The sequence below is a fragment of the Malikia sp. genome, from assembly GCF_028687635.1.
In the GTDB taxonomy this organism is placed as follows: Bacteria; Pseudomonadota; Gammaproteobacteria; order Burkholderiales; family Burkholderiaceae_C; genus Malikia.
Window position 1 is genome coordinate 128199 of record NZ_JAQTZS010000006.1, and the last position, 26096, is coordinate 154294.

The window sequence follows — 26096 nt, forward strand, 5'->3', positions numbered from 1 at the left end:
CCCTCATCTTTCAAGGAAACCGCATATGTTCAAGGACCCTAACTCCAACGATCCCCTGCCCAAGGTCTGGGACGAAAACACCCGCATCGGCGACATGCTCAAGGGCAAGCGTGGCCTGGTGGTCGGCGTGGCCAACGGCGACAGCATCGCCTTCGGCTGCGCGGCCAAGCTGCGCGCCTTTGGCGCCGAGATCGCGCTGACCTACCTCAACGACAAGGCCAAGACCTATGTCGAGCCGCTGGCCAAGCAGATCGATGCCGACTTGCTGCTGCCGCTCGACGTCATGCAGCCCGGCCAGATGCAGGCGGTGTTCGAACGCATCGAGAGCGAGTGGGGCAAGCTCGACTTCGTGATCCACTCGATCGCCTTCGCGCCGCGCGATGACCTGCATGGCCGCATCACCGACTGCTCGCAGGCCGGCTTCCTGCAGGCGATGCAGGTCTCCTGCCACAGCTTCATCGAGATGGCGCACCACGCCGAGAAGCTGCTGAACCCGGGCGGCGCGCTGATCACGATGAGCTACCACGGCGCCGACAAGGTGATCGACCACTACAACCTGATGGGTCCGGTCAAGGCCGCGCTCGAGTCCTCGGTGCGCTATCTGGCCAATGAACTCGGCGAGCGCGACATCCGCGTCTTCGCGGTCTCGCCCGGTCCGCTGCGCACGCGTGCCGCATCGGGCATCGCCCATTTCGACGAGCTGATCGACAGGGCCGTGACCCGTTCGCCGGGCCGCCGTCTGGTCGACATCGCCGAAGTCGGCCGCGTGGTCGCCTTCCTGGTCAGCGGCGCGACCTCGGGCATGACGGGCGACGTGATCTACGTCGACGCCGGCCTGCACATCATGGGCTGAGGCAGTCGGGCGGCTCGCGTGTTGAACTCCATTTGCTAGGGCATCACCATGTATTCGAACAAACAGGCTTTGGCCAACACGGAGTTGCTCGGTCCCTCCAGGCGGTTTGAACAGTCGCTGGGGGAGCTCAACGCGCGCATCGCCAGGCTCGCCATGTTGCTGGACGCACCGATCGCGACGGCTGACGACCGGCAGCGCCTGCTCGACCGGCAGGCTCCGCATTTCCGTCGGCCAGACGAGGCCGCCGCCGCGTCGGGGCCGGCGCAGCGCCTGACGCGCGGCTGGGAGGAGTTGCGCGGGCTGATCGTGCTGCGCTACGAAGTCCTCAGCAACGCCGCCAGCGAGCTGGGGCCGCAAGCGACCACGCATCTGGTGCTGAAGGTCGAGCTCGAGCTTGAGCTCGACGGCTTCAAGCGCGGGGCGTCCGGCTTCGATCTGCTGTCCTGGCTGGACAGCTGATCGGAAACAGCTGGAATTTCCGCCGGGTGTTGCATGAATGCAACGCATTTCTTGCTTTCATGGATTTGTCATGTACGGGTGGGGTAATCCCTAGGTCACCCAAGCCGGGAGACATGATAATCAGGCCGCCATTCGGCCACCTCCCATTAAAACGTTGGATCTCCTCACATGAAAAAGCATCTCATCGCCCTGGCCGTGCTGGCCGCTTCCGGCGCCGCCATGGCCCAATCGTCGGTCCAGCTGTACGGCATCGTCGATACCTTCGTCGGTACCAGCCAGGACACGATCAAGTCGTCAACCGCAAAACAGCAAACCGTGGTCGGTTCGGGTGGCCTGAAGTCCAGCCGTTGGGGCATCAAGGGCAGCGAAGACCTGGGTGGTGGCCTGAAGGCTGGCTTCAAGCTTGAGCAGCGCTTCAAGTCCGACGACGGCAGCCTGGATGGCGTGAACTTCAAGGGCGAGTCCAGCATCAACCTGTCGGGCAACTTCGGTACCGTGGCCCTGGGCCGCATGGCCACCCCGTACGACGATCTGCGCAACAAGACCAACCCGATTGGTGACACCGACATCAGCCCGGTGAAAGACACGATCAAGGCCGCCAAGGCCGACTACACCGACAAGACCGACAACACCATCGCCTATGTCAGCCCGACCTACAACGGTTTCAGCGGTGCTATCGGTGTTTCGCTGAACGAAGACAAGGCCACTGGCGTCGAATCCAGCCAGCACACCTCCCTGAAGGCTCAGTACGCCAACGGTCCGCTGCTGGTCGGCTACGGCTACCAGAAGGAAGAGGCCAAGGACAAGGGCGGCAAAGACAACACCAAGTACAACTTGCTGGCTGCTTCGTATGACTTCGGCGTCGCCAAACTGGTCGGTGGCTACCAGGCTTCCGAAATCACCGTTGGTAACGTCAAGCAAGGCGACAACGACAGTCTGTACTTCGGTGTTCAGGCTCCCGTTGCCTCCAACATCAACGTCTTCTTCGGCTTGGCCAACAGCAAGTACGATGCCGTCACTGGTACCGACGTCAAGGCCACCGGCTACACCCTGGCTGCCAACTACGTGCTGAGCAAGCGTACCGACGCCTACGTCGGCTACAAGCACATCAAGAAGGAAAACGACAACACCGGCGCCGATCTGGGCAAGATCAAGACCCTGGCCGTCGGCGTCCGTCACGCCTTCTGATCCCGCTCGGGCAGGCGGGTCCTGTCTGGCTGGTTCACGCGAAAGCGCCCTTCGGGGCGCTTTTTTTTGGGCTCGCCGGTCAAGGCCTGCCGCGGCCTAGGGTTTTCCCTTGCTTACAGGGTTTCTTTTTTTCCGGTATAAACCGTATATACCGTTAAAAAAGTTTCCAGGGGGAGCCTACACCATGTCCATCATCAACAGCCGCGCGTTCCAAGTCCTGTCTCAGTGGTTCACCCGCCTGATCTCGCCCGAGGTGGCCACCGCCTCGCACCCGGTCGGTCACCACCATATGGGATCGGTCGCCTCGTCCTTCGTCGATTACGGGCGCTGGCCGGAATCGGCCCGCCACCGCTAGACCATGGCCTGGCCTGCGGCCAGGCATGAAGCTCAGCCGAGGTCGGCCGACAGGCGCCAGCCCGATTTCTGCCAGGCCGCCACTTCTTCCTCGACCAGCCAGGCCGATTGCGGATAGCTGCGCGCCCAGCCCGATGTCGCCACCAGCTTGAACTGGCGCGTCTTGTAGCTCAGCTGCAGCGGCGCGACGTCGGGCTCCTGGCGCGCATGGCACAGCAGCACCGCCAGCCGCAGGCAGAGCAGCTGCTTGGCGAACAGCTCGTCGTCGAGATAGTCCTCGATCTTGCGCAGCTTGCCGCGTTGACCCAGCACCAGCTGGCTCATGCGGTGCAGCTCCTGCAGCGTGAAGCCCGGCGCGTCCACATGGTCGAGGATGTAGGCGCCATGGCGGTGCATGTCGCTGTGCGAGATATGCGTGCCGATCTCGTGCAGCCGCGCGGCCCAGACCAGCTTCTGTGAATAACGCTCGTTGTTCGGATCGGGCTCGGCGACCTGGGCGAACAGCTCGGTCGCGACCCGGCCGACACGCTGCGCGTGCGCGGCGTCCACGCCATGGCGTTCGGCCAGCCAGCCGACGGTGCGTTCGCGCACGTCGGTGCTGTCGTGCTCGCGGTCGATCAGGTCATAGAGCGCGCCCTGGCGCAGCGCGCCATCGGCCTTGTGCAGCGTGTCGAGCTTGAACAGGTCGAACAGCGCGCGCAGCACGCCGATGCCGCCACCGATGACCGGGCGGCGGTCGTCCTTGAGCCCATCGAGCCGCAGGTGGTCCGGGTGACCGGCGCGCAGCAGCTTCTCGGTCAGCCAGTCCAGGCCGGCGCGCGTGATCTGGCCGGACGGCCAGCCGTTGAGCGTCAGGATCTCGGCCACCGCGCCCGCCGTGCCCGAGCTGCCATAGGCCGTGTCCCAGCTGCCGACGGGGTAGGCGTCGAGCGCCTCGTCGAGCACGGCCTTGGCCGCGATCTCGGCCGTCTGCAGCGTCTGGGCCGTGATCTGGCCACGCGGGAAGTAGCGCGTCGACCAGGCCACGCTGCCGAGGCGGTAAGATTCCATCTTGTGCGAGCTGTAACCCTGGCCCAGGATGACCTCGGTCGAGCGCCCGCCGATGTCGATCACCAGCCGCCGCTCATCGGACTGCGGCAGCAGGTGCGACACGCCCTGATAGATCAGCCGCGCTTCCTCGTGGCCGGAGACGACCTCGATCGGAAAGCCCAGGATTTCCTCGGCCCGGCGCGTGAAGTCGTCGCGGTTCCTGGCCTCGCGCAGCGTCTGCGTCGCGACCGCCCGCACCTGGTGCTTCTGGAAGCCCTGCAGCCGCTCGCCGAAGCGCGCCAGGCATTCCCAGCCGCGCTCCATGGCGACCAGGCTCAGGTTCTTGTTCTCGTCGAGTCCGCTGCCCTGGCGCACCGTTTCCTTGAGATATTCGACTCGTTCGATGTGGCCCGAGTCGTAGCGGCCGATTTCAAGGCGAAAGCTGTTGGACCCCAGGTCCACCGCAGCCAGCAAGGTTCCGTTGTGCATGTCGTATTGGAAAAATTCGGCGCCAGCATAACACCTGATCGCCCCCGCCAACTGACGGCGGCATCAGGCTTGTTGTGCGGCGAGTCAATCGGGGTGGACAGGGGTGGGTTGTCATATTAATGTCACGCAATGGGCATAAATTCCCATTCATCCCTTTCCTCAATCCTCAAGGATGTCGACCATGAAACGCCACTTCCTCAAGTCTATCGCCGCCGCTGCCGTTGCCGTCTCCAGCTTCGCGCTGCCGACCTTCGCTGCCGCTGCCGACATCACTGGCGCCGGCGCCACTTTCCCGTACCCGATGTACGCCAAGTGGGCCGAGGTCTACAAGAAGGAAACCGGCGTCGGCCTGAATTACCAGTCGATCGGCTCGTCCGGCGGCATCAAGCAGATCCGTGCCAAGACCGTGACCTTCGGTGCTTCCGATGCGCCGCTGTCCGGCGCCGACCTCGACAAGGATGGCCTGGTCCAGTTCCCGGCCATCATCGGTGGCACCGTGCCGGTGATCAACCTCGAAGGCTTCAAGCCGGGCGAGCTGCGCGTCTCCGGCACCGTGCTGGCCGACATGTTCCTGGGCAAGATCACCAAGTGGAACGACGCCAAGCTGGTCGCGCTGAACCCGGGCAAGAAGCTGCCCGACCAGTCCATCACCATCGTGCACCGCGCCGACGGTTCGGGCACCACCTTCAACTGGACCGACTACCTGAGCGCCGTCAGCAAGGATTGGGCCGACAAGGTGGGCAAGGGCGCCGCCGTCAAGTGGCCGGCTGAATCCTCCGTCGGTGGCAAGGGCAACGAAGGCGTCGCCGCCAACGTCAACCGCGTCAAGGGCGCGCTGGGCTACGTCGAGTACGCCTATGTCAAGAAGAACAACATGAACTACATGCAGTTGCAGAACAAGGAAGGCAAGTTCGTCGCTCCCGACGACTCCACCTTCTCGGCTGCCGCCGCTGGCGTGGACTGGAACAGCGCGCCGGGCATGGGCGTGTCGATGGTCGATGCCAAGGGCGCCAACAGCTGGCCCGTCACGACCGCTTCCTTCATCCTGATGTACAAGAACCCGGAAGACAAGGTAGCCTCGCAGGAAGCCATCAAGTTCTTCGGCTGGGCCTTCAAGAGCGGCAAGAAGCTGGCGACCGAACTCGAATACGTGCCGCTGCCCGACGCCGTGACGGCCCAGATCCAGAGCAAGGTCTGGTCGCAGATCAAGTAAGGATTTCCCGCCTCCAGCCATTGCGTCCGTGATCCGTCACTTCGGCGCAATGGCTGCCTTTATCAACCTAACCTTACCGACAACATGAGCGTGGGAGCCACCATGAGCCTACCCGAGGCAGCCGGCGGACGTGACGAGCAGCGCATGCTCTCCATCGTCAAGCGCCAGCAAATCCAGGATTTCTTCTTTCACAAGGTCACGCTGACTTTTTCGCTGATCGTGCTGGTGGCGCTGCTGGGCATCATCGTCTCGCTGTTCATCAACGCCTGGCCGGCGTTCCAGAAGTTCGGCTTCGAGTTCATCTGGCGTGTCGAGTGGGACATCGTCAACGAGGAGTTCGGCGCCGCGATTGCCGTCGTCGGCACCTTGGCCAGCGCGACCATCGCGCTGCTGATCGCCGTGCCCCTGTCCTTCGGCGTCGCCCTGTTCCTGACCGAAACCTGTCCGGTCTGGCTGCGCCGCCCGCTGGGCACCGCCGTCGAGCTGCTGGCGGCCGTGCCGTCCATCATCTACGGCATGTTCGGCCTGTTCATCTTCGCGCCGCTGTTCGCCGAGTACGGCCAGCCCGCGCTGCAGTCCACCCTGGGTCAGATGCCGCTGATCGGCGCCTTCTTTGGTGGCGCCATGAACGGCATCGGCGTGCTGGCGGCCGGACTGGTGCTGGCCTTCATGGTGCTGCCCTTCATCGCCGCAGTGATGCGCGACGTGTTCGAGATCGTTCCCCCCATCCTGCGCGAGTCGGCCTACGGCCTGGGTTGCACGACCTGGGAAGTGGTCCGTTACGTGGTGCTGCCTTACACCCAGAAGGGTGTCGTCGGCGGCGTCATGCTGGGCCTGGGCCGCGCCCTGGGCGAGACCATGGCCGTGACCTTCGTGATCGGCAACTCCAACAAGCTCAGCACCTCGCTGTTCTCGCCCGGCACCTCGATCGCCTCGACCCTGGCCAACGAATTCGGCGAGGCCGCCGACTTCCACATGTCGGCCCTGTTCGGTCTCGGTTTCCTGCTGTTCGTGATCACCTTCTTCGTGCTGGCCATCGCCAAGATCATGCTGATCCGCGCCGAGAAGGCCAAGGGCAACTGAGCCCGGCTGCAAGCGAGAAAAAACATGGAAATGCAAAACACCTCCCTCCTGTATCGCAAGCGCAAGCTGGCCAACTCCATCGGTCTGACCCTGTCCATGGGCGCCATGGGGCTGGGCCTGGTCGTGCTGCTCTGGATCCTGTCGGTCCTGTTCTACAACGGCTTCGCGGCGCTGGACTGGAACATGTTCACCCAGTCCACCCCGGCACCTGGCACCGAGGGTGGCGGTCTGCTCAATGCCATCTATGGCAGCTTGCTGATCGTGGGCTTCACGATCCTGATCGCTACCCCGATCGGCGTCTTCGCCGGCGTCTACCTGGCCGAATACGGCGACCAGAGCAAGACCGCCGAGCTGACCCGCTTCGTGACCGACATCATGCTGTCGGCTCCCTCGATCGTGCTGGGCCTGTTCGTCTACGCGATCTTCGTCGCCCAGGTCGGTCATTTCTCGGGCTGGGCCGGCACCATCGCGCTGTCGCTGATCGCGATTCCCGTCATGGTCCGCACCACCGAGAACATGCTGCGCCTGGTGCCGCCGACGCTGCGCGAGGCCGCCTTCGGCCTGGGCGCGCCGCGCTGGAAGGTCGCGACCTTCATCACGCTGCGCGCGGCCAAGAGCGGCGTCGTGACCGGCCTGCTGCTGGCCATCGCCCGCATCAGCGGCGAGACCGCGCCGCTGCTGTTCACCGCGCTGAACAACCAGTTCTTCAGCTCGGACATGTCCAAGCCGATCGCCAACCTGCCGGTCGTGATCTACCAGTTCGCGATGAGCCCCTACGACAACTGGGTCCGCCTGGCCTGGGGCGGCGCGCTGCTGATCACGCTGACCGTGCTGGTGCTCAATATCCTGGCCCGCGTCTTCTTCCGCGAGAAGGTGGCCGGCTGATCCGCCGCGCCGCCCAGAACCGAATCCTCATCCTGAATCCTCTTCAGCGAGTACCCCGCCAATGACGACCGCCACCACCCCCGCGCTCAAGAATGCCATCGAGGTGCGCAACCTGAACTTCTACTACGGCAAGTTCCAGGGCCTCAAGAACATCAACCTCGACATCGCCGAGAACAAGGTCACCGCCTTCATCGGTCCGTCGGGCTGCGGCAAGTCCACGCTGCTGCGCACCCTCAACCGCATGTACAGCCTCTACCCGGGCCAGCGCGCCGAGGGCGAGATCAACTTCTACGGCACCAACGTGCTCGACGCCAAGCAGGACTTGAACCTGCTGCGCGCGCGCGTCGGCATGGTGTTCCAGAAGCCCACGCCGTTCCCGATGTCGATCTATGACAACATCGCCTTCGGCGTCAAGCTGTACGAAAACCTGAGCAAGTCCGACATGGATGACCGCGTCGAATGGGCACTGAGCAAGTCGGCCCTGTGGACCGAGGTCAAGGACAAGCTGGGTCAGAGCGGCCTGTCGCTGTCCGGCGGCCAGCAGCAGCGCCTGTGCATCGCGCGCAGCGTGGCGGTCAAGCCCAAGGTGCTGCTGCTCGACGAGCCGACCTCGGCGCTCGACCCGATCTCGACCGGCAAGGTCGAGGAACTGGTGCACGAGCTCAAGAACGACTACACGATCGCGATCGTGACGCACAACATGCAGCAGGCCGCGCGCTGCTCGGACTTCACCGCCTACATGTACCTGGGCAACCTGGTCGAGTACGGCACCACCGAGCAGATCTTCTTCAAGCCCCAGCGCAGCGAAACCGAAGACTACATCACCGGAAGGTTTGGTTGATCATGGTAGACAAGCATATTTCCAGCCAGTTCGACTCCGAACTCACCCGCATCTCGACCAAGGTGCTCGAGATGGGCGGCGTGGTCGAGTCCCAGCTGCAGCAGGTGCTCTACGCACTGTCGCACCTGAGCGCCGAGACCTGTCAGCAGGTGCTCGAGATCGAGGACAAGGTCAACCACCTCGAAGTCGAGATCGACCACGACATCACCTCGACCATGAGCCGGCGTCAGCCGACCGCGCGCGACCTGCGTCTGCTGGTGGGCACCGCGCGCATCATCATCAACCTCGAGCGCGCCGGCGACGAGATCTGCACCATCGCCAAGATGCTCAAGTCCACGCTCGACAACGGCATGCCGCGCGCGCTGCCGACGACCGAGCTGCGCGTGGCCGGCAGCCTGGCGGCCGACCTGCTGCACCAGTCGCTCGACTCCTACGCCCGCATGGACGTCCATTCGTCGCTGAGCGTGATCAAGGGCGACGAGGCGATCGACGTCGAGCATGAAGGCCTGATGCGCAAGCTGCTGACCTACATGATGGAGGATCCGCGCACCATCACCTCGGGCCTCAACCTGATGTTCCTGGCGCGCGCGATCGAGCGCGTCGGCGACCATGCCGCCAACATCGCCGAGGCCGTGATCTACATCGCCAAGGGCGCCGATGTACGCCACACCACCGAGGCGGAGCGGGAGGCAGCCATCAAATGAGGAAGTTGCCGCGCGTGCTGGTGGTCGAGGACGAACCGGGGATCGCCGAGCTGATCGCCGTCAACCTGCGCCACAACGGCTTTGCTCCCACGGTGGTGTTCGATGGTGCCGCGGCCCAGCGCGAGATCGACGCGGTGCTGCCCGACGTGATCCTGCTCGACTGGATGCTGCCGGAAGAGAGCGGCGTCGCGCTGGCCAAGCGCTGGCGCGCGCACGAACGCACCAAGCCGGTCCCCATCATCATGCTGACGGCCCGCACCGAGGAGTCGGACAAGGTGCAGGGTCTGGACGCCGGAGCGGATGACTACGTCACCAAGCCGTTCTCGACCCATGAGCTGCTCGCGCGCATCCGCGCGGTGCTGCGTCGCCGCGCGCCCGAGATCGTCAATGATTCGGTCCAGGTCGGCGAGCTGCTGCTCGATGCCGCCACCTACCGTGTCAGCTACCAGGGGCGCGAGCTCAAGGTCGGTCCGACCGAGTTCAAGCTGCTGCATTTCGTGATGAAGCATCCCGAGCGCGTGCATACGCGCGGCTCGCTGCTGGATCGGGTCTGGGGCGACCATGTGTTCATCGAGGAGCGCACGGTCGACGTCCACGTCAAGCGGCTGCGCGAATCACTGGGCGAGGCTGGCAAGATGATCGAGACCGTGCGTGGCGCCGGCTACCGCCTGAGCGCCCAGGCCATGCTCAAGGCGGCCAAGGCGGCATGATCCGTCGCCTGATCGAGCTGCTCTCCTGCACGGCGATCGGTGGCTCGGTCGCGCTCGGGCTGGAGCTCGCGCCGGCGCAGATCATCGGCGGCGCCGGCACCGGGGCCATGCTCTGGCTGGCGCTGGATCACCACCGGCTCGGGCGTTACCGCGACTGGCTGCGCAGCGGACAGGCCAGTGGGGCACCCGATCTGCCCGATGACTGGTCCGAACTGGTCGAGCGCAGCCAGAAGGGCTACAAGCTGCTCGAGCGCGAGACCACCAAGGCCGAGGCGCGCCAGCAGCAGATGGTGGCCGCCTTCCAGGCCTCGCCCCACGGCGTGCTGGTGCTCGACAGCGCCGAGCGCATCGCCATCTGCAACCAGTCGGCGGCCGATCAGCTGGGTTTCAACGCCGAGCGCGACCTGGGCCAGCACATGAGCAATCTGGTGCGCGACCCGGTCTTCGTCAGCTACCTGCGCTCCGGTGACTACCTGAATCCGATCGAGATCACCAGCCGCGCCTCGGCGGGCCGTCCACCCAGGCGCATCTCGCTGCAGTTCCACCCCTACGGCCCGGGCAACCGGCTGCTGCTCACGCGCGACATCACCCGCGAGGAGATGGCCGACACCATGCGGCGCGATTTCGTCGCCAATGTCTCGCACGAGATCCGCACGCCGCTGACCGTGCTGAGCGGCTTCGTCGAGACCCTGCTGAGCTACGACCTGAGCGTCGAGGAGCGCGAGCGCTATCTGCTGCTGATGAATCAGCAGGCACAGCGCATGAAGACCCTGGTCAATGACCTGCTGCTGCTGTCACGGCTCGAAGGCACGCCCGCGCCGGGCAGGACCGAATGGGAGTCGGCGCCTGAACTGCTGGAGCATGTGGTCGAGGACGCGCGCGAATTGTCGAACCTGATCGCCGAGGGCTCGCACGACATCGAAGCCGAGCCTTGTCCGGACATCGAGTTGGCGGGTTCCTACACCGAACTGCTCAGCGCGATGTCCAACCTGCTGAGCAACGCGGTGCGCTACACGCCCGCGGGCGGCAAGATCCGGGCCGGCTGGCAACTGCTGCCGCAAGGCGGTGCCCAGTACTGGGTCAGCGACACCGGTCCCGGCATCGAGCCTGAGCATGTCCCGCGCCTGACCGAGCGCTTTTACCGCGTGGACCGCAGCCGCTCGCGCGAGACCGGCGGCACCGGGCTGGGTCTGGCCATCGTCAAGCATGTGGTGCAGCGCCACGGCGGCCAGTTGCGCATCGACAGCGTGGTCGGTCAGGGGTCGACCTTCCGCATCGAGTTGCCGGCCAGCCGGGTCCGCCTGGCTCAGCCGGAGCTCGTCAGCGCCTGAGATAGACCAGCAGGCCGTCGCGGTTTTCCCGCAGGCGCGGCACCTTGCGCAGGGCGCGCCATTGCGACAGATCCACCGCCCGCGCCAGCGTGGCCTCGGCCTGTGGCTCCACCACCAGCAGCCGGCATTGGCTGCGCTGGTCCTGGCGGGCGCGTACCAGCTTGAGGCCGCCATGGTGTTGCAGTCCGGCCAGCTGTGACTGGCTGAGCCCGTGCACCAGCACGCAGCTGCCGGTCGGGGTCAGCGCCGCGATGCGGCGCGAGATCGGCTCCTGTCCCAGGCCGTGGTTGAGGGCCGGCAGCCAGAGCGTCATCAGCAGCAGCCAGCACAGCGTGCTGCCGCCAGCCGATAGCACCAGCCCCTTCCAGAGGGCGGGACGGTAGCGCCCGAGGCGCCAGGCCAGCGCCCCCAGCCAGGCCAGCGTGCCGAGCAGGGCCGCCAGCAGCAGCGCCCAGTCCAGCTCCGGCTTGAAGCCCGGCAGCAGGCGCAGCACGTTGGCGGCCGGCTTGGCCGGTACGCCGCTCTCGATCGCGACCCAGTAGAACCAGATCAGCAGCGCGCAGCCGCTGAAGAAGAGCAGGGCGAACCAGTCGACCAGTGCCGTGACGCTGCGCGACAGCGTCGGCAGTGCGAAAGCGGCCAGACAGGCCAGCGCCGGCAGTGCGAGCAGCAACGCGCGGTCGCTGGCGTCGAGCAGCCAGCAAGAAGCCATGCCGACCAGCGCGAACCAGATCGGCAGCAGCAGCTGGGTGTTGCCCAGGCGCCGGCGCCAGCGCCAGAGGCTCAGCAAGGCCAGCAGGCCAGCGGGCCAGCTGAACCACAGCAGCAGCCGACCGAAGCGGCTCCAGTGGGCCAGATCGGTCCAGGCGGCCCAGTCGCTGAGCTGCTCCAGGCGCCGAGGCAGTTCGAGTTCCCAGGCCAGCAGCCCCGCCAGCAGCGTGCCGGAGGCGCAGAAGGCGATCAGCAGCAGGTCGCGCGTGCCCGGGCGCTGGCGGCGGCAGGCCGAGATCGACCACAGCAGCCAACCCGTTCCCAGCACCGCGCCGATCCAGGGCGCCCCGCTGAGCGCGAGGCCCACCGCGCCCAGCCACCACGCCAACGCGCTGAGCCAGCGCCATTGCGCGTTCGGGCTCGCGAGGCGGGCGCAGGCGTACAGCAACAGCGAGGCAAAGGCCAGCTGGGCCGCGTCGGGCGTGGTCTCGTGCGCCAGCTGGGCCAGCCCCAGGCTGGCGACCAGCGCGAGCAGCGCCGCGTCGGCCAGCGCGCGGGCGTAGTCGACCGGGCTGGCCTCGCCGCCGAAGGCGAAGGCGACCGGCTGCGCCGAGGGCAGGCGCGCGAGGTGGTAGGTCGCGTACCAGGTGCAGGCCAGGGTCAGCCCCAGCAGCAGGCCGTAGGGCACGCGGGCGGCGAGTTCCGTCGGCAGCCAGGGCAGCAGCTCGATGAAGGCCGCGCCCAGCCAGTAGGGCAACCAGGCCTGCACCGCAGCCGCTTCACCCAGCAGCTGCGGCTGCAGCCAGTCGCCCGAACCCCGCGCCATGTCGAGCATGACGCCGAAGGCGGCCAGGTCGGGGCCGCGCCAGGGCTGGCGACCCAGCAGGCCGGGCAGCACATAGATCAGGCCGAGCAGCAGCAGCACCCAGCGCGGCAGTCTGCGCGCGGCCAGCTGGGAGACGATCGCGGGGGTGGGGCGTTGCAGGTCAGACACTCAAGGCTCCAGGATGAAAAAAAGCAGCCCGAGGGCTGCTTTCTTCTTGCGCGCCAGCGACCAAGGATTACTTGGCGGTGCGAGCGAAACGGTTGCGGAACTTCTCCACGCGGCCGCCCATGGTGTCGACCGACTTCTGGGTGCCGGTGTAGAACGGGTGCGATTCGCTCGAGGTGTCCAGCTTGAACAGCGGCAGCTTGCGGCCGTCTTCCATGTCGATCATCTCCTTCGTGTTGGCGCAGGAGCGGGTCACGAACTTGAAGCCGTTGGACAGGTCCACGAAGCAGACGTCGCGGTAGTTGGGGTGAATGCCTTCTTTCATCGCATTTCCTAGATATGTAGTCAGCGGCGGCAGCCGCATCCGGCCTATTCCAGATGAACTTTCCGCCAAAAGCTTTCGATTATAGCCTCAGCCGCCGCGGCGCATGAGGTCGAAGAACTCGTGGTTGTTCTTGGTCTGCTTCATGCTCTTGAGCACCATCTCCATCGACTCGACCTCGTCCATGTTGTACATGAACTGGCGCAGGATGCGGGTCTTTTGCAGGATCTCGGGCTGCAGCAGCAGTTCCTCGCGCCGGGTTCCGCTGCGGTTGAGCTGGATCGAGGGGAAGACGCGCTTCTCGTACAGGCGGCGGTCGAGGTGGATCTCGCAGTTGCCGGTGCCCTTGAATTCCTCGAAGATCACCTCGTCCATGCGGCTGCCGGTGTCGACCAGCGCGGTGGCGATGATGGTCAGCGAGCCGCCTTCCTCGACATTGCGCGCCGCGCCGAAGAAGCGCTTGGGGCGCTGCAGCGCGTTGGCGTCGACGCCGCCGGTCAGAACCTTGCCCGAGGATGGCAGCACGTTGTTGTAGGCGCGGGCCAGGCGCGTGATCGAGTCGAGCAGGATCACCACGTCCTTCTTGAGTTCGACCAGGCGCTTGGCGCGCTCGATCACCATCTCTGCCACGTGCACGTGGCGCGCGGCCGGCTCGTCGAAGGTCGATGCGATCACGTCGCCGCGCACGGTGCGCTGCATCTCGGTGACTTCCTCCGGGCGCTCGTCGACCAGCAGCACGATCAGCTCGACCTCCGGGTGGTTGGCGGTGATGGCGTGGCAGATATGCTGCATCATCACGGTCTTGCCGCTCTTGGGGGGCGCGACGATCAGCGCGCGCTGGCCCTTGCCGATCGGCGCGATGATGTCGATCACGCGGCCGGTCACGTTCTCCTCGCCCTTCATTTCGCGCTCGAGCTTCATCTGTTCCTTGGGGAACAGCGGCGTGAGGTTCTCGAACATGATCTTGTGCTTGTTCTGCTCGGGCGGCAGGCTGTTGATCTTGTCGAGCTTGTTGAGCGCGAAGTAGCGCTCGCCGTCCTTCGGAATCCGGACCTCGCCCTCGATCATGTCGCCGGTGTGCAGGTTGAAGCGGCGGATCTGGCTGGGCGAGATGTAGATGTCGTCGGTGCTGGCGGTGAAGCTGGTGTCCATCGCGCGCAGGAAACCGAAGCCGTCGGGCAGCACTTCGAGCACGCCGTCGGCGAACACCAGTTCGCCCGCCTTGGCGCGCTTCTTGATGATCGCAAACATCAGCTCCTGCTTGCGCATGCGTCCGGTGTTTTCGATTTCCAGGGCTTCGGCTTGCTTGAGCACTTCAGACACGTGCAGTGCCTTGAGTTCGTTCAGATGCATGGACGTCACTCCGCAGCGGGAGTCGTGTAAGTGATGGGGGGTGGATGTCGACGCGGCTGAGCTGGCGCGGTCACATCGAAAGGGGGAGGGCCTGTCAGGCGCTGTGATGAGCCATTATGACAGGAAATCGCTCCGGCGTTGCACCGGAGCGATCGGGGTCGGACCTCAGGCCAGTTGCTGGTCGATGAAGGCGGTCAGCTGGGCCTTGCTCAGCGCGCCGACCTTGGTGGCGGCGAGCTGGCCGTCCTTGAACACCATCAGCGTCGGAATGCCGCGGATGCCGAACTTGGCCGGCACTTCGCGGCTCTCGTCGACGTTCATCTTGGCTACCGTCAGCTTGCCAGCATAGACGGTGGCGACTTCGTCCAGGATCGGGGCGATCATCTTGCAGGGGCCGCACCATTCGGCCCAGAAGTCGACCAGCACCGGGGTGCCGGCCTGGATGACTTCGGTTTCGAAACTTGCGTCGGTAACTTGTTTGATCAGCTCGTTGGCCATGGCTAGTCTGGTTCGGTTCGCGGTTGCTTGATGGGTGCCTCGTCAATGTGACACCCGATTCAAATCATTATAGACGCCGATGTCGGCGCGCGCGGCGGCGCGGGCCAGGCCTGGCATGGGTCGTCGCCCGATATTGCGCCTTGCCCCAGCCGGTGCCCGCCTGCGCCGGCCGGTCTTTTTTCCGCTTTTCGCGCCGATGGCGAACTTATTTCCAAGTCATTGATTTTTCATGTGTTTCGATAGTTGCCCAGAGATTCTGTGGATAAATTTGTGGGCAAGTCGTGGGATTTGGGTCCCACCCCTAGGAAAAAAGGCGCCAAAGGTGGTTTGCCCATAAAAGAGGCATCTAAAAAAGTTCAATCCAATCAACCACTTGCAGATGGGGTATCGTTCCTTGTCCGATTGGGGTAAATCGCTATCCGCTTGTGGTCCAGGCCGTGGGACATGTGTATAAGGTGCCCTTGATCATCTGATTTAAATGATGGTGTTGCCGGTATCTGCCCTGCAGCCCAGTGGTCCGGTGCCCGCCGTGCTTGACGCCGTCTTGCGCTTGTTCGAGGATGAGCGAAGCATCGGGACAGATCCCCAAGGAGCGTTACATGGACGACATCGTCATCACCAAGGGCGGCATCAATTTCACGCTGCATCACCAGGGCTACGCTGGCGACGAGGCGGTCGTGGGCGAGCTCTACCAGCTGGTGGCCGAGTATGACGGTCCACCCGAGGATCTCGACTGGCCCGACGATGACGAGGTTTCGTCCGCGGCGGGCATGACGCTGAGCACGCTCGATCCCGCCAGTGGCGACATGCTGGAGGCGGTGCTGGTGGTCGAGGCCGGTCCCGAAGGCCGAACCCGGAATTCTTGACATCCTCCCCTGCCTAAAGACAGGGGATTCCCTCTGCAGGCGCTCGATGCCCCGAGCGGGCGCTTGACTTGTTCAGGATATTTTTCGCGGCATTCACATCACGATCATGCTCACAGCCACATGCCGAACAGGTCCAGCGCCTTATTCCAAGGTCTGCGATACCTTTCGGCCTCGAATCGGGCAGAGCGCCACAGTTCGAGCAGACTTGGGAAGAAAACGCTTCATTTACTTCTTCGTACCACGCGCCATTCGCAACCGACTTGTACGCGAGCATCAGCTTGAAGGAATGCCAAGAGGCGTCATGGACGCTTTTGGCCATCTTGGTCTTGGCCAGTTTGCTGCTGCTGACGTTGCCCACAGCGATGTAGTCGAAGCGACGCACGATGCCCGTGCTGGCCTTGTGCAGGAAGTCCATCCGGCAGTTGGCTATTTTTGCGTGGATGTTCGTCGCTTGCCGCTTCTTGCGCGCCCGCTGGGCCTGGGCGAGCTGGGTCTCCAGCTCTCGGAAGCAGCGCGGGTGCTCGATCTTCTCCCCCGTGGACAGCGTGGCCAGATCCTTCAGGCCGAGGTCGATGCCGACGCCGCGCTCAGGAGTGCGAACCGGTACATCGGCCGCTTCCACCACGATGTTGAGGAACCAGTTGCCGCGCCGATCCTGCGAGAAGCAGGTGCCGTCCTTAATCTTGCCCTCGGGCAGCGGGCGAGTGTTGAACACGCGGAAGGTGTTGCCTGCAAACCGGAAGGCATCGCCCTCGCGCTTCAAGTCCCGACCCTTGAGCGGCACCCAGCCCAGCGTGCGCCGGCCGCGATAGCGCAGGTACGGACGGTTGAACTGCTGGCGCGACTTGGCGTACTGCTCACAAACCGCATTCACGGCGCCCGAGTGCAGCCCGAGTTCCTTGCTGCTGCCGCTGGTCAGCTTGTTCAGGTCAAAGCCTGTGGGCCAAGGCTTGCGCCACTTGAGCGCGTGCTTCTGCGTGTCATTGCAGAAGTTCCAGACGTAGTTCACCGCGCGCGCCTGCTGGTTGAGCAGCCCGTTGAGGGACTTGACGCGGTAGCGGTAAACCTGGGTGGTCATTGGCGCTTGAGGTACTCGTCGATGGCGCGACGGACCAGTTCGGCCACGGACAGCCCGGTCTTGTCGGACAGGGCGCGCAGAGTCAGCAGCACGGGCTCTGGCAAGAAAAGATGTGTGCGTTTCATGCACACACTATATCAACAATCTCAACCCCATGTGCAGCCTGTCGGCTGCGCTCCTTTCCTCCTCCCGAAGGGGGAGGTTTCACGGAGCTACTGATGAACCGGCTGCTGGGTGCATGGTGATGACGCCGAAGGGGCAGCGGATCGCGCAGTAGGCGCAACCGGTGCAGCGCTCGGCGTCGTGTAGCGCCGAATGCTTCTTCCAGCCCTCGCGTTCGAGCGAGAGCAGGTCGAGCGGGCAGGCCGCCACGCACCAGCCACAGCCGGTGCAGCGTTTCAGGTCGATCTCGGGGAGAACGGTGCCGCGCTGGGTCATGGGACTAGAACAGGCTCGGGTTGCGCAGCAGCACATAGAGGCCGGTGCCGGTCACGATACTCAATAGGGGGTTGCGGCTGCGCCACTGCAGCAGCGCCGCCAGCCCCGCGCAGAGCAGCTCGCGCCAGGGGCCGCCTGGATGTTCGCGCGCCGAGCCGACGATGGCGTGCAGCAGCAGCAGGGTCATGATGGCCAGCGGCAGGAAGCGGCCGAGCCGGCGCACCACATCGTGGCGCTGCAGCCAGCGCGAGGCGATGAAGGGCAGCGCGCGCAGCGCGAAGGTGATCAGCGCCATCGCGGCGATGACGCCCAGTGCGTAGCCGGTGTCAATCATGGTGGGTCTCCGCGAACCAGCAGCCGGCGAGCAGGCTCAGCGCGATCGCGATGGCGAGCGCGTGCTGTGGCGCCAGCGACCAGGCCACGGCGTAGGACGCGAGCGCGACCCAGACCGGCGTGGCCTGGCGCCGGCTGCGCCACTGCTCGACGGTCAGCACCGCGAACAGCGCGGCGAGCACGAAGTCCAGGCCGGCGAGCTCGATCCTGGCCTGGCTGCCGATCAGCGCGCCGAGCGCGCTGCCCAGGATCCACCAGCCGTGGTTGAGCAGGGCCAGCAGCGCCATCTGGCGCGCGGGCGTGCTGGTGGGCAGCGTGGTCAGGATCGAATAGGTCTCGTCGGTCAGCGCGAAGGCCAGGTAGCCGCGCAGCAGCCTTCCCCTTGGCAGCCGCTCAAGCAGCGACAGTCCGTAGAACAGGTGGCGCAGGTTCACCACCAGCGTGGCCAGCGCGATCGTGGCCAGTGGCATGCCAGCGGCCAGCATCGGGACCATCATGTACTGCGCTGCGCCGGCGTAGACCAGCAGGCTCGACAGCAGCGCGAGCGACCAGTGGCCGCCAGCCTGCACGAACAGGAAGCCGAAGACGGTGCCAAGCGGCAAGTAGCCCATCGCGACCGGGGCGGTCAGCGCGAGCAGGGAGGCTGGAGCGGCGGCCGGTGCGGGCGGCATTGGGGACGGTTCAGGCATGCGGCGAGGGAAGGTCGGAATCCACCGGATTGTGACCCATGCCGTCATGGCCGTTGGGTCTGCTGTCGCGTTCCAGTCATGGAACTCTGGCAATCTGGCTGATCTGCATCGCGGCGGCATGAGCCGATAATCCCAGCTCAGGCCCGATCGGGTCCTGGGTCATTTCGCGCCGCCCCATCCATGCGGCTCCTCAAGCGCCACGAGCCATGTCAATAGAAAAATTCAAGGAAATGCTGGAGAAACAGCGGCTGGTCGACCAGGTCGTCCGCAGCCAGAAGATGTCGCGGCACGAGGTCGCCGAGGTGCTGGTGCACAAGCAGCACGAGGCCGAGATGTCCAATGCGATCAGGGGTCAGACCGCCGTCGAGCTCGGCGAGATCCTGGACGGCCTGACGCTTGAGCAGGCGCGCGAACTCTGGCAGCGCATTCCCGAGGCGCGCATCAACGACATCCTGTGGGAGCTGTCGGATGAGCGCCGCCAGGAACTCGCCGGCGGGCGCGAGCCCGACATCGAGGGCAGCAAGGTCAGCATCTTCGAGCTCGTCGACGGCAAGCTGCGCCAGATGCCATTCGCGGGCAAGCGCGACCTGGAGGGCGTGCGTCCGATCTGGGTCGACCTGATCCACGCCAGCAAGGCCCAGCGGGCCTACATCGGCGCGCATTTCGGCATCGAGCTGCCCGACCCGCTCGACGTGACCGACCTCGAGGTCAGCGCGCGCTTTCACATCGAGGACAACGATGCCATCCACCTGCACTCGAACTTCCTGCTCGACCGCGCCGGCGACTCGCGCAGCGTGCCGGTGGCCTTCGTGCTGCATCGGGGCATATTGTTCTCGCTGCGCGAGGAGGATCTGCCGGTGTTCCGGCTGCAGCGCCGCCTGGCCCGGACCCAGCCGGGCTATGTGACCGATGCGGTCGACGTGCTGCTCGACCTCTACGGCGCCGATGTCGAGTGCTCGTCCGATTCGCTCGAGAACAGTTACGCGATCCTGGCCAAGGTCGGCAAGCTGGTGCTCAACGAGTCGGTCAGCGACGAGCAGGCGGGTGCCATCCTGTCCGACATCGCCGAGGAGGAGGATCAGAACGGCCGCATCCGCTCCAACATCCTGGACACGCAGCGCGCGCTCAACTTCCTGATGCGCGGCCGGCTGCTGACCGCGCCGCAGATGGAGGATGCCAAGCAGATCCTGCGCAACATCGACTCGCTCAACAGCCACACGGCGTTCCTGTTCGACAAGATCAACTTCCTGATGGATGCCACCATCGGCTTCATCAACATCAACCAGAACAAGCGAGTCAACCAGCTGACCATCCTGAGCGTGGTCTTCATGCCGATCAACGTGCTGGCTGGCATCGGCGGGATGTCGGAGTTCTCGATGATGACCCAGGGCCTGCCCTGGCCGGTGGCCTACGGCGGTTTCGTCGTCGGCTCGGCGCTGGTCGGCCTGACGACCTATGTCGCGCTCAAGCATTTCGAGCGGCGGCGCATGCGCAACTCCAAGGCGGCCCGCTTCTGAGGCGGCCGGTCGGCCAGGTCAGCGCCCGAGGGAAGGGCTCGGGGCGTCAGGGCGCGACCAGCTCGAAGGCGAAGCTGGCGCCGTCGACCTGGACGCGCACCGCGCGCACATCCTGCGCGCCGGGGACTTCCAGCCGGGTGACGTTGGGCAGCGGCCGCTTGTCGAGCGTGAAGGGCTGGTCGATCACGAAGCGGTGGCTGTCGCCGTGGATCAGCAGCACCGGCTTGCCCCATTGCCGGGCCAGTGGCAGCAGGGTCTGGCCCACGCTGCGGCGAAAGCCCGAGTGACCGGGGAAATCCTCGTACGCCGTCCGCGGCTCCAGCATGTCGGCCTGGAAGGCCAGCACCAGCGCCTTGGCCTGACGCTGCTCGGCCTGCTCGAACGCCGCCTTGATCCAGGCCACGTTGGCCGCGTCGCGCTCGAAGAACTCGGCGCTCGCCTGGGGGTCGCGGCTCTCGAGGTTGTTGTTGCTGCCCACCAGGTGCAGCGTCGCGAACAGCACGCCCTGGTACTGCCAGCGCTGGTTCTCGACGTAGCCGCCGTGCTCGGGCATCAGGCGGGCCTGGCTCTCGACCGCCATCGGCCGCTGGCCCAGCGAGCGCTGGCCGTCGAAGAAGCGCTGGCGCAGCGCGCCCAGGCGCTCAAGCGGATCGTAGCCGCCATTGTTGGCGCGGTGGCAGTCGGTCCACTCGTTGTCGCCCGGGGTGTAGACGACGGCGCCGGCATAGCGGCCGAAGTGTTCGAGCTGGGCCGAGAATTCCTCGTCGCTGCAGCGCGTCGAGCCTGACTTGATGTCGCCGACATGCACCGAAAAGGCCGGCTCGATCCGGTTGATGCGCTCGATCAGCGCCCGGTAGGGAGCGTAGGACTTGTCCGGTGCCCCGTAGGGCAGGTCGCCGAGCGCGACGAAGGAGAAACCCTGCGCCTGGGCAGCGAAGGACAGGGCGAGCGCGAGGGGCAGGCAGAAGTGTCGCAGTTTCATGATCGGATCATAGGGCCTGTGGTCCGCTGCGCAATTGCTGCCCTATGATGGCAACCATGAACATTCGCAAATCTTTCCAGTACGCCGCCGTCGCCACCCTGTCCGCGTTGAGCCTGTCGGCTTTCGCGGCGCCTCGACAGGGCGGCTGCGAGCCAGGCGCCATGCCGGGCATGGAAGCCCATCAGCCGATGGCCGGCATGGGCGGCATGGGTGGGCATAACGGCTTCGCAATGGGGCTGCACAGCCTCAATCTCAGCGATGAGCAGCACGACAAGGTCTTCGAGCTGATGCAGGGCCAGATGCGCCAGCAGCACGAGGCGATGCGCGCCGGCCGCAAGGCGCAGGAGGAGCTGCGCCAGCTCGCACGCGAGCCCGGCTTCGACGCCGCCAAGGCCAAGCCGCTGGCCGACCAACTCGGCCAGCTCCAGGCCCAGCAGCTGTTGCGCCAGGCCCAGGCCGAGTCCCAGCTGCGTGCCCTGCTCACGCCCGAGCAGCGCAAGAAGCTTGACGAAAGCGCCGGGCAACGCCAGCATGGCCCGCGCATGATGCCGGGCGAGCGCCACCACGATTGACCGACTCGGTCGCGCCGGATCCCCTAAAGCCTCCTGGCATGGCGCCAGGGGGCTTTTTTATCAGAATCTGAACATGAGCCAGAGCTATGACTATGTGATCGTCGGTGGCGGGGTTGCCGGAGCCAGCGCGGTCCAGACCTTGCGCGCCGAAGGGGCCAAGGGCAGCATTCTGCTGCTGGCGGCGGAGCCGCAACTGCCCTATCACCGGGGGTCGCTGTCCAAGACCTTCCTGTCCAGCGCGTCCGCCGAATCGGCGCGCTGGGTATTGGACGCGGCCGGCTATGAAAAGCTCGGGATCGAAGTCCGGCTAGGCGCTGCCGTGACCTCGGTGCAGCCGTCACGCCATCGCCTCTGCGTCGGGACAAAGGACGAGCTCGCCTATGGCCAACTGCTGATCGCCACGGGCGCGTCGGCGCAGCGGCTCGAGATTCCTGGCGCGGGGCTGGCTGGCATCCACACCCTGCACAGCCTGGCCGAGGCCCAGGCCTTGCGCGCGACTGCCCTGATGGCCAGACGCGCGGTGGTGATCGGCGGCAGCTTCGTCGGACTCGAAGTGGCCGCCGCCTTGCGCCAGCGCGGGCTGTCGGTCACGCTGATCGCGCATGGCGGGCTGCTCGACAGCCTGGCCCTGCCGGAGTTCTCATCCCATCTGCGGGCCACGCTCGAACGGCATGGCGTCGAGGTGGTGCTGGGCAACGCGCCGGTGCGGTTTCACGGCCAGGCACGGGTCGAGGGCGTGACGACAAGTGGTGGCCTGACCCTGGCCTGCGACCTGGTGGTGCTGGGGGTGGGGGTCACGCCCAACACGCAATTCCTGCGCGGCAGCGGCATCGAGCTTGACGCGGGCAGGATCCAGGTCGATCGCTTTCTGCAAACCAATCAGCCCGGCATCCATGCGGCCGGAGATGTCTGCAACTTCTTCGATGGCGTCTTCAACTGCCAGCGGCATATCGAGCACTGGGACAATGCCTTCAAGCAAGGACGCCATGCTGCCCGCAACATGATGGGACGGCGCACCCCTTACTCGGAGGTCAGCTACTTCTACAGCCATGTGTTCGACCTCAGCTTCAATCTGCTCGGGCGCATCGATTCCCGGCACGAGCGAATAGACCGTGGCTCGCTTGAGGCCGGGTCGTACGCCGCGATCTTCCTGCAGGACGATGTGCCGCGGGGCCTGTTTTCCCTCGGGCGTCCCGCCGACGAGACCCGGATGATGGAAACCCTGATCAAGCACCGGGTCAATCTGCGCTCCAGCAAGCCGCGGCTGTCCGACCCTGGATTCGCGCTCGATCAGATCCCGAACCAGACCGTCTACATCCTGCAGGGTGGCGGTGCCTTCGGCGCTTTCGAATGTGGTGCGATCCAGGCCTTGCAGGAGCGCGGCATCCGTCCCGATGTCGTGGCCGGCGTTTCGATCGGTGCGATCAACAGCGCGATCATCGCGGGCAATCCGGACCATGCAGCGCAGCAGCTGCAGGCCTTCTGGAGCGAGCTCGGCACCGAGTCACCGGCACTGGCCGACGAAGGGTTGCGGCGCATGGTCGCGGGCGGGCATGTCGCACTGCTCGGCGTCCCGCAGTTCTTCCAGCCCGGCTGGCTCAAGCCGTTCTGGAGCGAGGATGCATCGCCCTCGCGCTGGACCAGTCTCTACGACATGTCGCCGGCCCGGCGGCTGCTGGAAAAATACGTCGATTTCGAACGCCTGAAGTCCAGCCCGGTCCGGCTGCTCGTCAGTGCCGTGGATGTCCAGACCAGCGAACTGGTGGTGTTCGACAGCTATGTCGACGACCTCGGCGCCGACCATATCCTGGCCAGCGGCAGCCTGCCGCCGGCGTTTCCCTGGACCACGATAGGAGGCCGGCATTTCTGGGATGGCGGCATCGTGAGCAACTCGCCGCTGGAGCAGGTGGTCGAACGCTGCGGCTCGGCCGGCAAGCAGGTCTACATCGTCGACCTCTACCCGGACAAGGCCCAGGCCCTGCCGGCCAATCTGACCGAGGTCATGGCCCGGCGCGAGGAAATCCTGTTTGCCGAGCGCATCCGCAACGACCTCAAGACCGAGACCCTGGTGCATGATTTCCAGCAGCTGGTGCAGGACATGCTGGCCGATCTGCCAGCGGCAGCGGCCCACCGCATCCGGCATCAACCGAACTTCATCCAGCTGATGGGTCAGCAGGCTCCCTTGCGGATCACGCGCATCGTGCGCGAGAGCGTGCCCGGCGAGCCCGCCGCGAGCGGTTATGACTTCTCTGGCAAGACCCTGGCCCGGTTGATCGAGGCGGGCTACCGGATGGCCCTGCGGGCGATCGACGCTCCACAGCTGCCAGTCGGCGCGGCCCGGCCCGCTGAGCTATCCCTCGGGCTGGGCGAATAGGACTTGATCGGCTGGCTCAGCCCTTGAGCTGGCGTGCCAGGAAGTCCAGCGTGCGCGACCAGGCCAGCCGTCGCGTCATGCCAGCGTACCCGCCAGGAATTCCGGGAACCTGCTCATCGGCAGCCTGAAGGCGCTGGCCTGCGGGTGGCCGCCACCGCCGAACTGCAGCGCGATCGGCGACACATCGAAGCTGCGCAGCGAGCGCAGGCTGACCTTGACGAACTGGGCGCTGTCGATCTTGAACACCACCGCGAACGTGCCGGTGCGCAGGGCCAGGATGTTGCCGAGCTCGCTGGTGAACTCGCTCACCGCGTTGACCGCCAGCGTCTGGTGCCCGAGCAGCGTGAGCTCGAACGCGCCCTTGGCCACGCTGGCGACCAGGCCCTCGTACTGGCGGCGCAGGGCGCGGCCCTGTTCCAGCAGCGCAGGCCGCGCCGCCGGGTCCTCGGCCCGCAGCCGCAGCGCGTGCCAGGCCTGGAAGTCGAAGCCCTGCGTGTCGAGCACCGACAGCAGCTCGCGGCTGTCCTCGAACTTCCAGTTCCAGAGGTCGCGGTCCTCGATGCGGGCGATCAGATAGGGAACAGGCTGACCGGGGTGGAAATGCTCCCAGGCCAGTCGCGCGCCCGATTTCTGCAGGTCGAACAGCAGCGAGAACTTCGGCCCGCAGCTCAGGCAGCGCAGCTGGTCCTGCGCCGTCTTGTGGTGGTCCAGCAGCGTGATGGATTCGGCCTGCCCGCGCATCTGCTCCATCACCTCGGGCGCGAAGGAGAAGTCGAGGATGTAGACCTGTCGGCCGCTGACGTCGGGCACCGGGTCGCCGTATTTGCAGGGCAGGTAGTCGGCCGAGTCGCCGAGCGCGAGCCAGGCGGAGTAGGCGGCGCCGAAGCCGTCCGGGCAGTCGGCGTGGTAGAGGACGAGGGTGGGGCGGGAGGGAGTCATGTCGGAATTGTCATCCAGTTTTAACCAGTGAGGATAATTGACCTCATGGTCAATCAACTCACCCTCGAAACGCTCGAAAGCTGGCTCTGGGAGTCCGCCAACATCCTGCGCGGCTCCATCGACTCGTCCGACTTCAAGAACTACATCTTCGGCCTGCTGTTCCTCAAGCGCTTCAACGACGTGTTCGAGGAGCGCGTGCAGAAATTGATGGATGAGGAAGGTCTTGGCCGAGTCGAGGCCGAGGTCGAAGTGTCCGAAGACCAGGGCATCTTCCCCTACACCGCGCGCTGGGGCCACCTCGTTGCCCGCACCGAAAACATCGGCGAGGCGCTGGACAAGGCCTTCCACGACATCGAGGCCAACGTCAAGGGCGCCGACCTGCAGCATGTGCTGACCGCTACCCAGTACGGCGACAAGCGCGTGCTGTCCGACCACACCCTGCAGCGCCTGCTGCGCCACTTCAACCAGTACCGGCTGGGCAACGCCGACCTCTACAAGGCCGACATGCTGGGCGATGCCTACGAATACCTGTTGACATCCTCCCCTGCCTATAGGCAGGGGATTCCTACAGCGCGGAGGGGCATGGCGCCTGACTCCGTCGCTTCGGTGGGTTCCTGCTTCGCCGAGGCGGCACGCCTGGCCCTCGCGGGCCTGGCCTGACTGACTGCCTCTCCACAGGCTGCAACGCGGTGTCCCCGCGCCAGTATGTTCATCGCGCCGACCACATCGGCGTTTTCCTCGTAACCGCATTGCATGCACGCGAATTTCGCTTGCGTCAGTCGGTTGTCCGCCGACACATGACCGCAAACCGGACAGGTCCGGCTCGTGTTCTGCGGTAGCACGGCGATCAGCAGGCCCCCATTCCAGGCCAGCTTGTAGTCGAGCTGGCGGCGGAACTCGAACCAGCCCTGGTCGAGGATGGCCTTGTTCAGTCCCGACTTGGCCCGAACGCTCTTGCCCGGCTGCTCGGTGCTGCCGGCCGCCGACTTGCTCATGTTGCGTACCTGCAAGTCCTCGATGCACACCATCGCGTGGTTCTGGCTGATGACGCTCGTGGCTTGGTGCAGGTAGTCGCGTCGGACGTTGCCGATGCGGGCATGCAGACGCTGGACTCGGGCCTTGGCTTTCTTCCAGTTCTGGCTGAATTTCACCTTGCGGCTCATCGCACGCTGGTGGCGGCGCAAGCGCGCCTCGTGCTTCTTGAAACTGTTGAGCGGCGCCAGATGGCTGCCGTCGCTTATCGTGGCAAAGCGGGTGATTCCCACGTCGATGCCGATGGCGCTGCTGGCCTTCG

29 protein-coding genes and 1 tRNA gene are annotated in these 26096 nt (G+C 65.4%); 16 read left to right on the top strand and 14 right to left on the bottom strand.

The window, feature by feature from the left end; genetic code table 11:
• Positions 1 to 94 precede the first annotated feature (94 nt).
• The 4 genes from fabI to PHR85_RS06355 all read left to right on the top strand — a co-directional run bounded on the left by fabI (position 95) and on the right by PHR85_RS06355 (position 2855).
• A complete protein-coding gene (fabI, locus tag PHR85_RS06340) occupies positions 95 to 853 on the top strand; it encodes an enoyl-ACP reductase FabI (RefSeq protein WP_300051994.1) in 759 nt (252 codons plus the stop codon).
• Between the two features lie 48 nt (positions 854 to 901).
• On the top strand, positions 902 to 1312 hold the full coding sequence (locus PHR85_RS06345) for a hypothetical protein (RefSeq protein ID WP_300051921.1): 411 nt from the start codon (positions 902 to 904) through the stop codon (positions 1310 to 1312).
• A gap of 168 nt (positions 1313 to 1480) precedes the next feature.
• Positions 1481 to 2500, top strand: a complete 1020-nt coding sequence (locus PHR85_RS06350) for a porin (RefSeq protein WP_300051924.1) — start codon at positions 1481 to 1483, stop codon at positions 2498 to 2500.
• A 184-nt stretch (positions 2501 to 2684) separates the two neighbouring features.
• Complete coding sequence (locus tag PHR85_RS06355) at positions 2685 to 2855, top strand: hypothetical protein (protein WP_300051926.1); 171 nt, start codon at positions 2685 to 2687, stop codon at positions 2853 to 2855.
• A gap of 32 nt (positions 2856 to 2887) precedes the next feature.
• On the opposite strand, the gene PHR85_RS06360 is transcribed toward PHR85_RS06355, so the two are convergent.
• Positions 2888 to 4372, bottom strand: coding sequence for a Ppx/GppA phosphatase family protein (locus PHR85_RS06360; RefSeq protein ID WP_300051928.1), 1485 nt, complete (start codon positions 4370 to 4372; stop codon positions 2888 to 2890).
• A gap of 181 nt (positions 4373 to 4553) precedes the next feature.
• On the opposite strand from PHR85_RS06360, the gene pstS reads away from it, so the two are divergent.
• The 3 genes from pstS (at position 4554) to pstA (ending at position 7553) form a co-directional block, all read left to right on the top strand.
• A complete protein-coding gene (gene pstS / locus PHR85_RS06365) occupies positions 4554 to 5585 on the top strand; it encodes a phosphate ABC transporter substrate-binding protein PstS (RefSeq protein WP_300051930.1) in 1032 nt (343 codons plus the stop codon).
• An 84-nt stretch (positions 5586 to 5669) separates the two neighbouring features.
• Positions 5670 to 6668 carry a phosphate ABC transporter permease subunit PstC gene (gene pstC / locus PHR85_RS06370; RefSeq protein ID WP_300051932.1) on the top strand — a complete coding sequence of 333 codons (999 nt, stop codon included), beginning with the start codon at positions 5670 to 5672 and terminating at the stop codon, positions 6666 to 6668.
• Between the two features lie 24 nt (positions 6669 to 6692).
• The gene (gene pstA / locus PHR85_RS06375) at positions 6693 to 7553 is read left to right on the top strand and encodes a phosphate ABC transporter permease PstA (RefSeq protein WP_300051935.1); all 861 of its coding nucleotides are present in this window, start codon (positions 6693 to 6695) and stop codon (positions 7551 to 7553) included.
• Positions 7554 to 7859: 306 nt separating this feature from the next.
• On the opposite strand, the gene PHR85_RS06380 is transcribed toward pstA, so the two are convergent.
• Positions 7860 to 7965: transfer RNA gene (locus PHR85_RS06380), tRNA-OTHER, on the bottom strand.
• Here PHR85_RS06380 and PHR85_RS06385 point away from each other — a divergent pair.
• Genes PHR85_RS06385 through phoR form a run of 4 tightly spaced genes read left to right on the top strand, consistent with a single transcriptional unit; the run spans position 7933 to position 11139 of the window.
• Complete coding sequence (locus PHR85_RS06385) at positions 7933 to 8394, top strand: phosphate ABC transporter ATP-binding protein (protein ID WP_300051938.1); 462 nt, start codon at positions 7933 to 7935, stop codon at positions 8392 to 8394. The genes PHR85_RS06380 and PHR85_RS06385 overlap by 33 nt on opposite strands.
• 2 nt (positions 8395 to 8396) lie before the next feature.
• The gene (gene phoU / locus PHR85_RS06390; protein ID WP_300051941.1) at positions 8397 to 9098 is read left to right on the top strand and encodes a phosphate signaling complex protein PhoU; all 702 of its coding nucleotides are present in this window, start codon (positions 8397 to 8399) and stop codon (positions 9096 to 9098) included.
• Positions 9095 to 9808 carry a phosphate regulon transcriptional regulator PhoB gene (gene phoB / locus PHR85_RS06395; protein WP_300051943.1) on the top strand — a complete coding sequence of 238 codons (714 nt, stop codon included), beginning with the start codon at positions 9095 to 9097 and terminating at the stop codon, positions 9806 to 9808. The genes phoU and phoB overlap by 4 nt, the downstream gene beginning before the upstream one ends.
• On the top strand, positions 9805 to 11139 hold the full coding sequence (phoR, locus tag PHR85_RS06400) for a phosphate regulon sensor histidine kinase PhoR (protein WP_300051945.1): 1335 nt from the start codon (positions 9805 to 9807) through the stop codon (positions 11137 to 11139). Before phoB ends, phoR begins: the two co-directional genes overlap by 4 nt.
• Here phoR and PHR85_RS06405 read toward each other — a convergent pair.
• The 4 genes from PHR85_RS06405 to trxA form a co-directional block, all read right to left on the bottom strand.
• Positions 11129 to 12844 carry a hypothetical protein gene (locus PHR85_RS06405; protein WP_300051947.1) on the bottom strand — a complete coding sequence of 572 codons (1716 nt, stop codon included), beginning with the start codon at positions 12842 to 12844 and terminating at the stop codon, positions 11129 to 11131. The genes phoR and PHR85_RS06405 overlap by 11 nt on opposite strands.
• A 67-nt stretch (positions 12845 to 12911) precedes the next feature.
• On the bottom strand, positions 12912 to 13166 hold the full coding sequence (locus PHR85_RS06410) for a type B 50S ribosomal protein L31 (protein ID WP_300051950.1): 255 nt from the start codon (positions 13164 to 13166) through the stop codon (positions 12912 to 12914).
• Positions 13167 to 13253: 87 nt separating this feature from the next.
• A complete protein-coding gene (gene rho, locus PHR85_RS06415; protein ID WP_300051953.1) occupies positions 13254 to 14516 on the bottom strand; it encodes a transcription termination factor Rho in 1263 nt (420 codons plus the stop codon).
• Between the two features lie 165 nt (positions 14517 to 14681).
• Positions 14682 to 15014, bottom strand: coding sequence for a thioredoxin TrxA (trxA, locus tag PHR85_RS06420; RefSeq protein WP_300051956.1), 333 nt, complete (start codon positions 15012 to 15014; stop codon positions 14682 to 14684).
• A 599-nt stretch (positions 15015 to 15613) separates the two neighbouring features.
• Here trxA and PHR85_RS06425 point away from each other — a divergent pair.
• Positions 15614 to 15880 carry a hypothetical protein gene (locus PHR85_RS06425; protein WP_300051959.1) on the top strand — a complete coding sequence of 89 codons (267 nt, stop codon included), beginning with the start codon at positions 15614 to 15616 and terminating at the stop codon, positions 15878 to 15880.
• Between the two features lie 13 nt (positions 15881 to 15893).
• Here the strand turns inward: PHR85_RS06425 and PHR85_RS06430 are convergent, their stop codons facing one another.
• The 5 genes from PHR85_RS06430 to PHR85_RS06450 form a co-directional block, all read right to left on the bottom strand.
• On the bottom strand, positions 15894 to 16958 hold the full coding sequence (locus tag PHR85_RS06430; protein WP_300051962.1) for an RNA-guided endonuclease TnpB family protein: 1065 nt from the start codon (positions 16956 to 16958) through the stop codon (positions 15894 to 15896).
• A complete protein-coding gene (locus PHR85_RS06435; protein ID WP_300051965.1) occupies positions 16955 to 17083 on the bottom strand; it encodes a CopG family transcriptional regulator in 129 nt (42 codons plus the stop codon). The genes PHR85_RS06430 and PHR85_RS06435 overlap by 4 nt, the downstream gene beginning before the upstream one ends.
• A 79-nt stretch (positions 17084 to 17162) precedes the next feature.
• A complete protein-coding gene (locus PHR85_RS06440) occupies positions 17163 to 17396 on the bottom strand; it encodes a 4Fe-4S binding protein (protein ID WP_300051967.1) in 234 nt (77 codons plus the stop codon).
• Between the two features lie 4 nt (positions 17397 to 17400).
• Positions 17401 to 17730, bottom strand: a complete 330-nt coding sequence (locus PHR85_RS06445) for an AzlD domain-containing protein (protein ID WP_300051969.1) — start codon at positions 17728 to 17730, stop codon at positions 17401 to 17403.
• Positions 17723 to 18418: an AzlC family ABC transporter permease gene (locus PHR85_RS06450; RefSeq protein WP_300051970.1), complete on the bottom strand. Its 696-nt coding sequence runs from the start codon at positions 18416 to 18418 to the stop codon at positions 17723 to 17725. Before PHR85_RS06450 ends, PHR85_RS06445 begins: the two co-directional genes overlap by 8 nt.
• A 206-nt stretch (positions 18419 to 18624) precedes the next feature.
• On the opposite strand from PHR85_RS06450, the gene PHR85_RS06455 reads away from it, so the two are divergent.
• Positions 18625 to 19935 (top strand): magnesium and cobalt transport protein CorA, encoded by a 1311-nt coding sequence (locus PHR85_RS06455; RefSeq protein WP_300051971.1) that lies wholly within the window; start codon positions 18625 to 18627, stop codon positions 19933 to 19935.
• A gap of 46 nt (positions 19936 to 19981) precedes the next feature.
• On the opposite strand, the gene PHR85_RS06460 is transcribed toward PHR85_RS06455, so the two are convergent.
• Positions 19982 to 20917, bottom strand: a complete 936-nt coding sequence (locus PHR85_RS06460) for a hypothetical protein (RefSeq protein WP_300051972.1) — start codon at positions 20915 to 20917, stop codon at positions 19982 to 19984.
• 56 nt (positions 20918 to 20973) lie between these two features.
• Here PHR85_RS06460 and PHR85_RS06465 point away from each other — a divergent pair, with 56 nt between their 5' ends.
• Together PHR85_RS06465 and PHR85_RS06470 are read left to right on the top strand one after the other, a co-directional pair.
• Positions 20974 to 21489 carry a Spy/CpxP family protein refolding chaperone gene (locus tag PHR85_RS06465; protein WP_300051973.1) on the top strand — a complete coding sequence of 172 codons (516 nt, stop codon included), beginning with the start codon at positions 20974 to 20976 and terminating at the stop codon, positions 21487 to 21489.
• A gap of 73 nt (positions 21490 to 21562) precedes the next feature.
• Entirely contained in the window at positions 21563 to 23863 is a 2301-nt protein-coding gene (locus tag PHR85_RS06470) for an FAD-dependent oxidoreductase (RefSeq protein ID WP_300051975.1), read from the top strand.
• Between the two features lie 75 nt (positions 23864 to 23938).
• On the opposite strand, the gene PHR85_RS06475 is transcribed toward PHR85_RS06470, so the two are convergent.
• Positions 23939 to 24802: a DHHA1 domain-containing protein gene (locus PHR85_RS06475; RefSeq protein WP_300051977.1), complete on the bottom strand. Its 864-nt coding sequence runs from the start codon at positions 24800 to 24802 to the stop codon at positions 23939 to 23941.
• Between the two features lie 45 nt (positions 24803 to 24847).
• Between PHR85_RS06475 and PHR85_RS06480 the strand changes: the two genes are divergently transcribed.
• The gene (locus PHR85_RS06480) at positions 24848 to 25462 is read left to right on the top strand and encodes a type I restriction-modification system subunit M N-terminal domain-containing protein (protein WP_300051978.1); all 615 of its coding nucleotides are present in this window, start codon (positions 24848 to 24850) and stop codon (positions 25460 to 25462) included.
• Here PHR85_RS06480 and PHR85_RS06485 read toward each other — a convergent pair.
• Positions 25351 to 26096, bottom strand: a 746-nt coding sequence (locus PHR85_RS06485; protein ID WP_300051979.1) for a transposase, incomplete at its 5' end; no start/stop codon positions are given. The genes PHR85_RS06480 and PHR85_RS06485 overlap by 112 nt on opposite strands.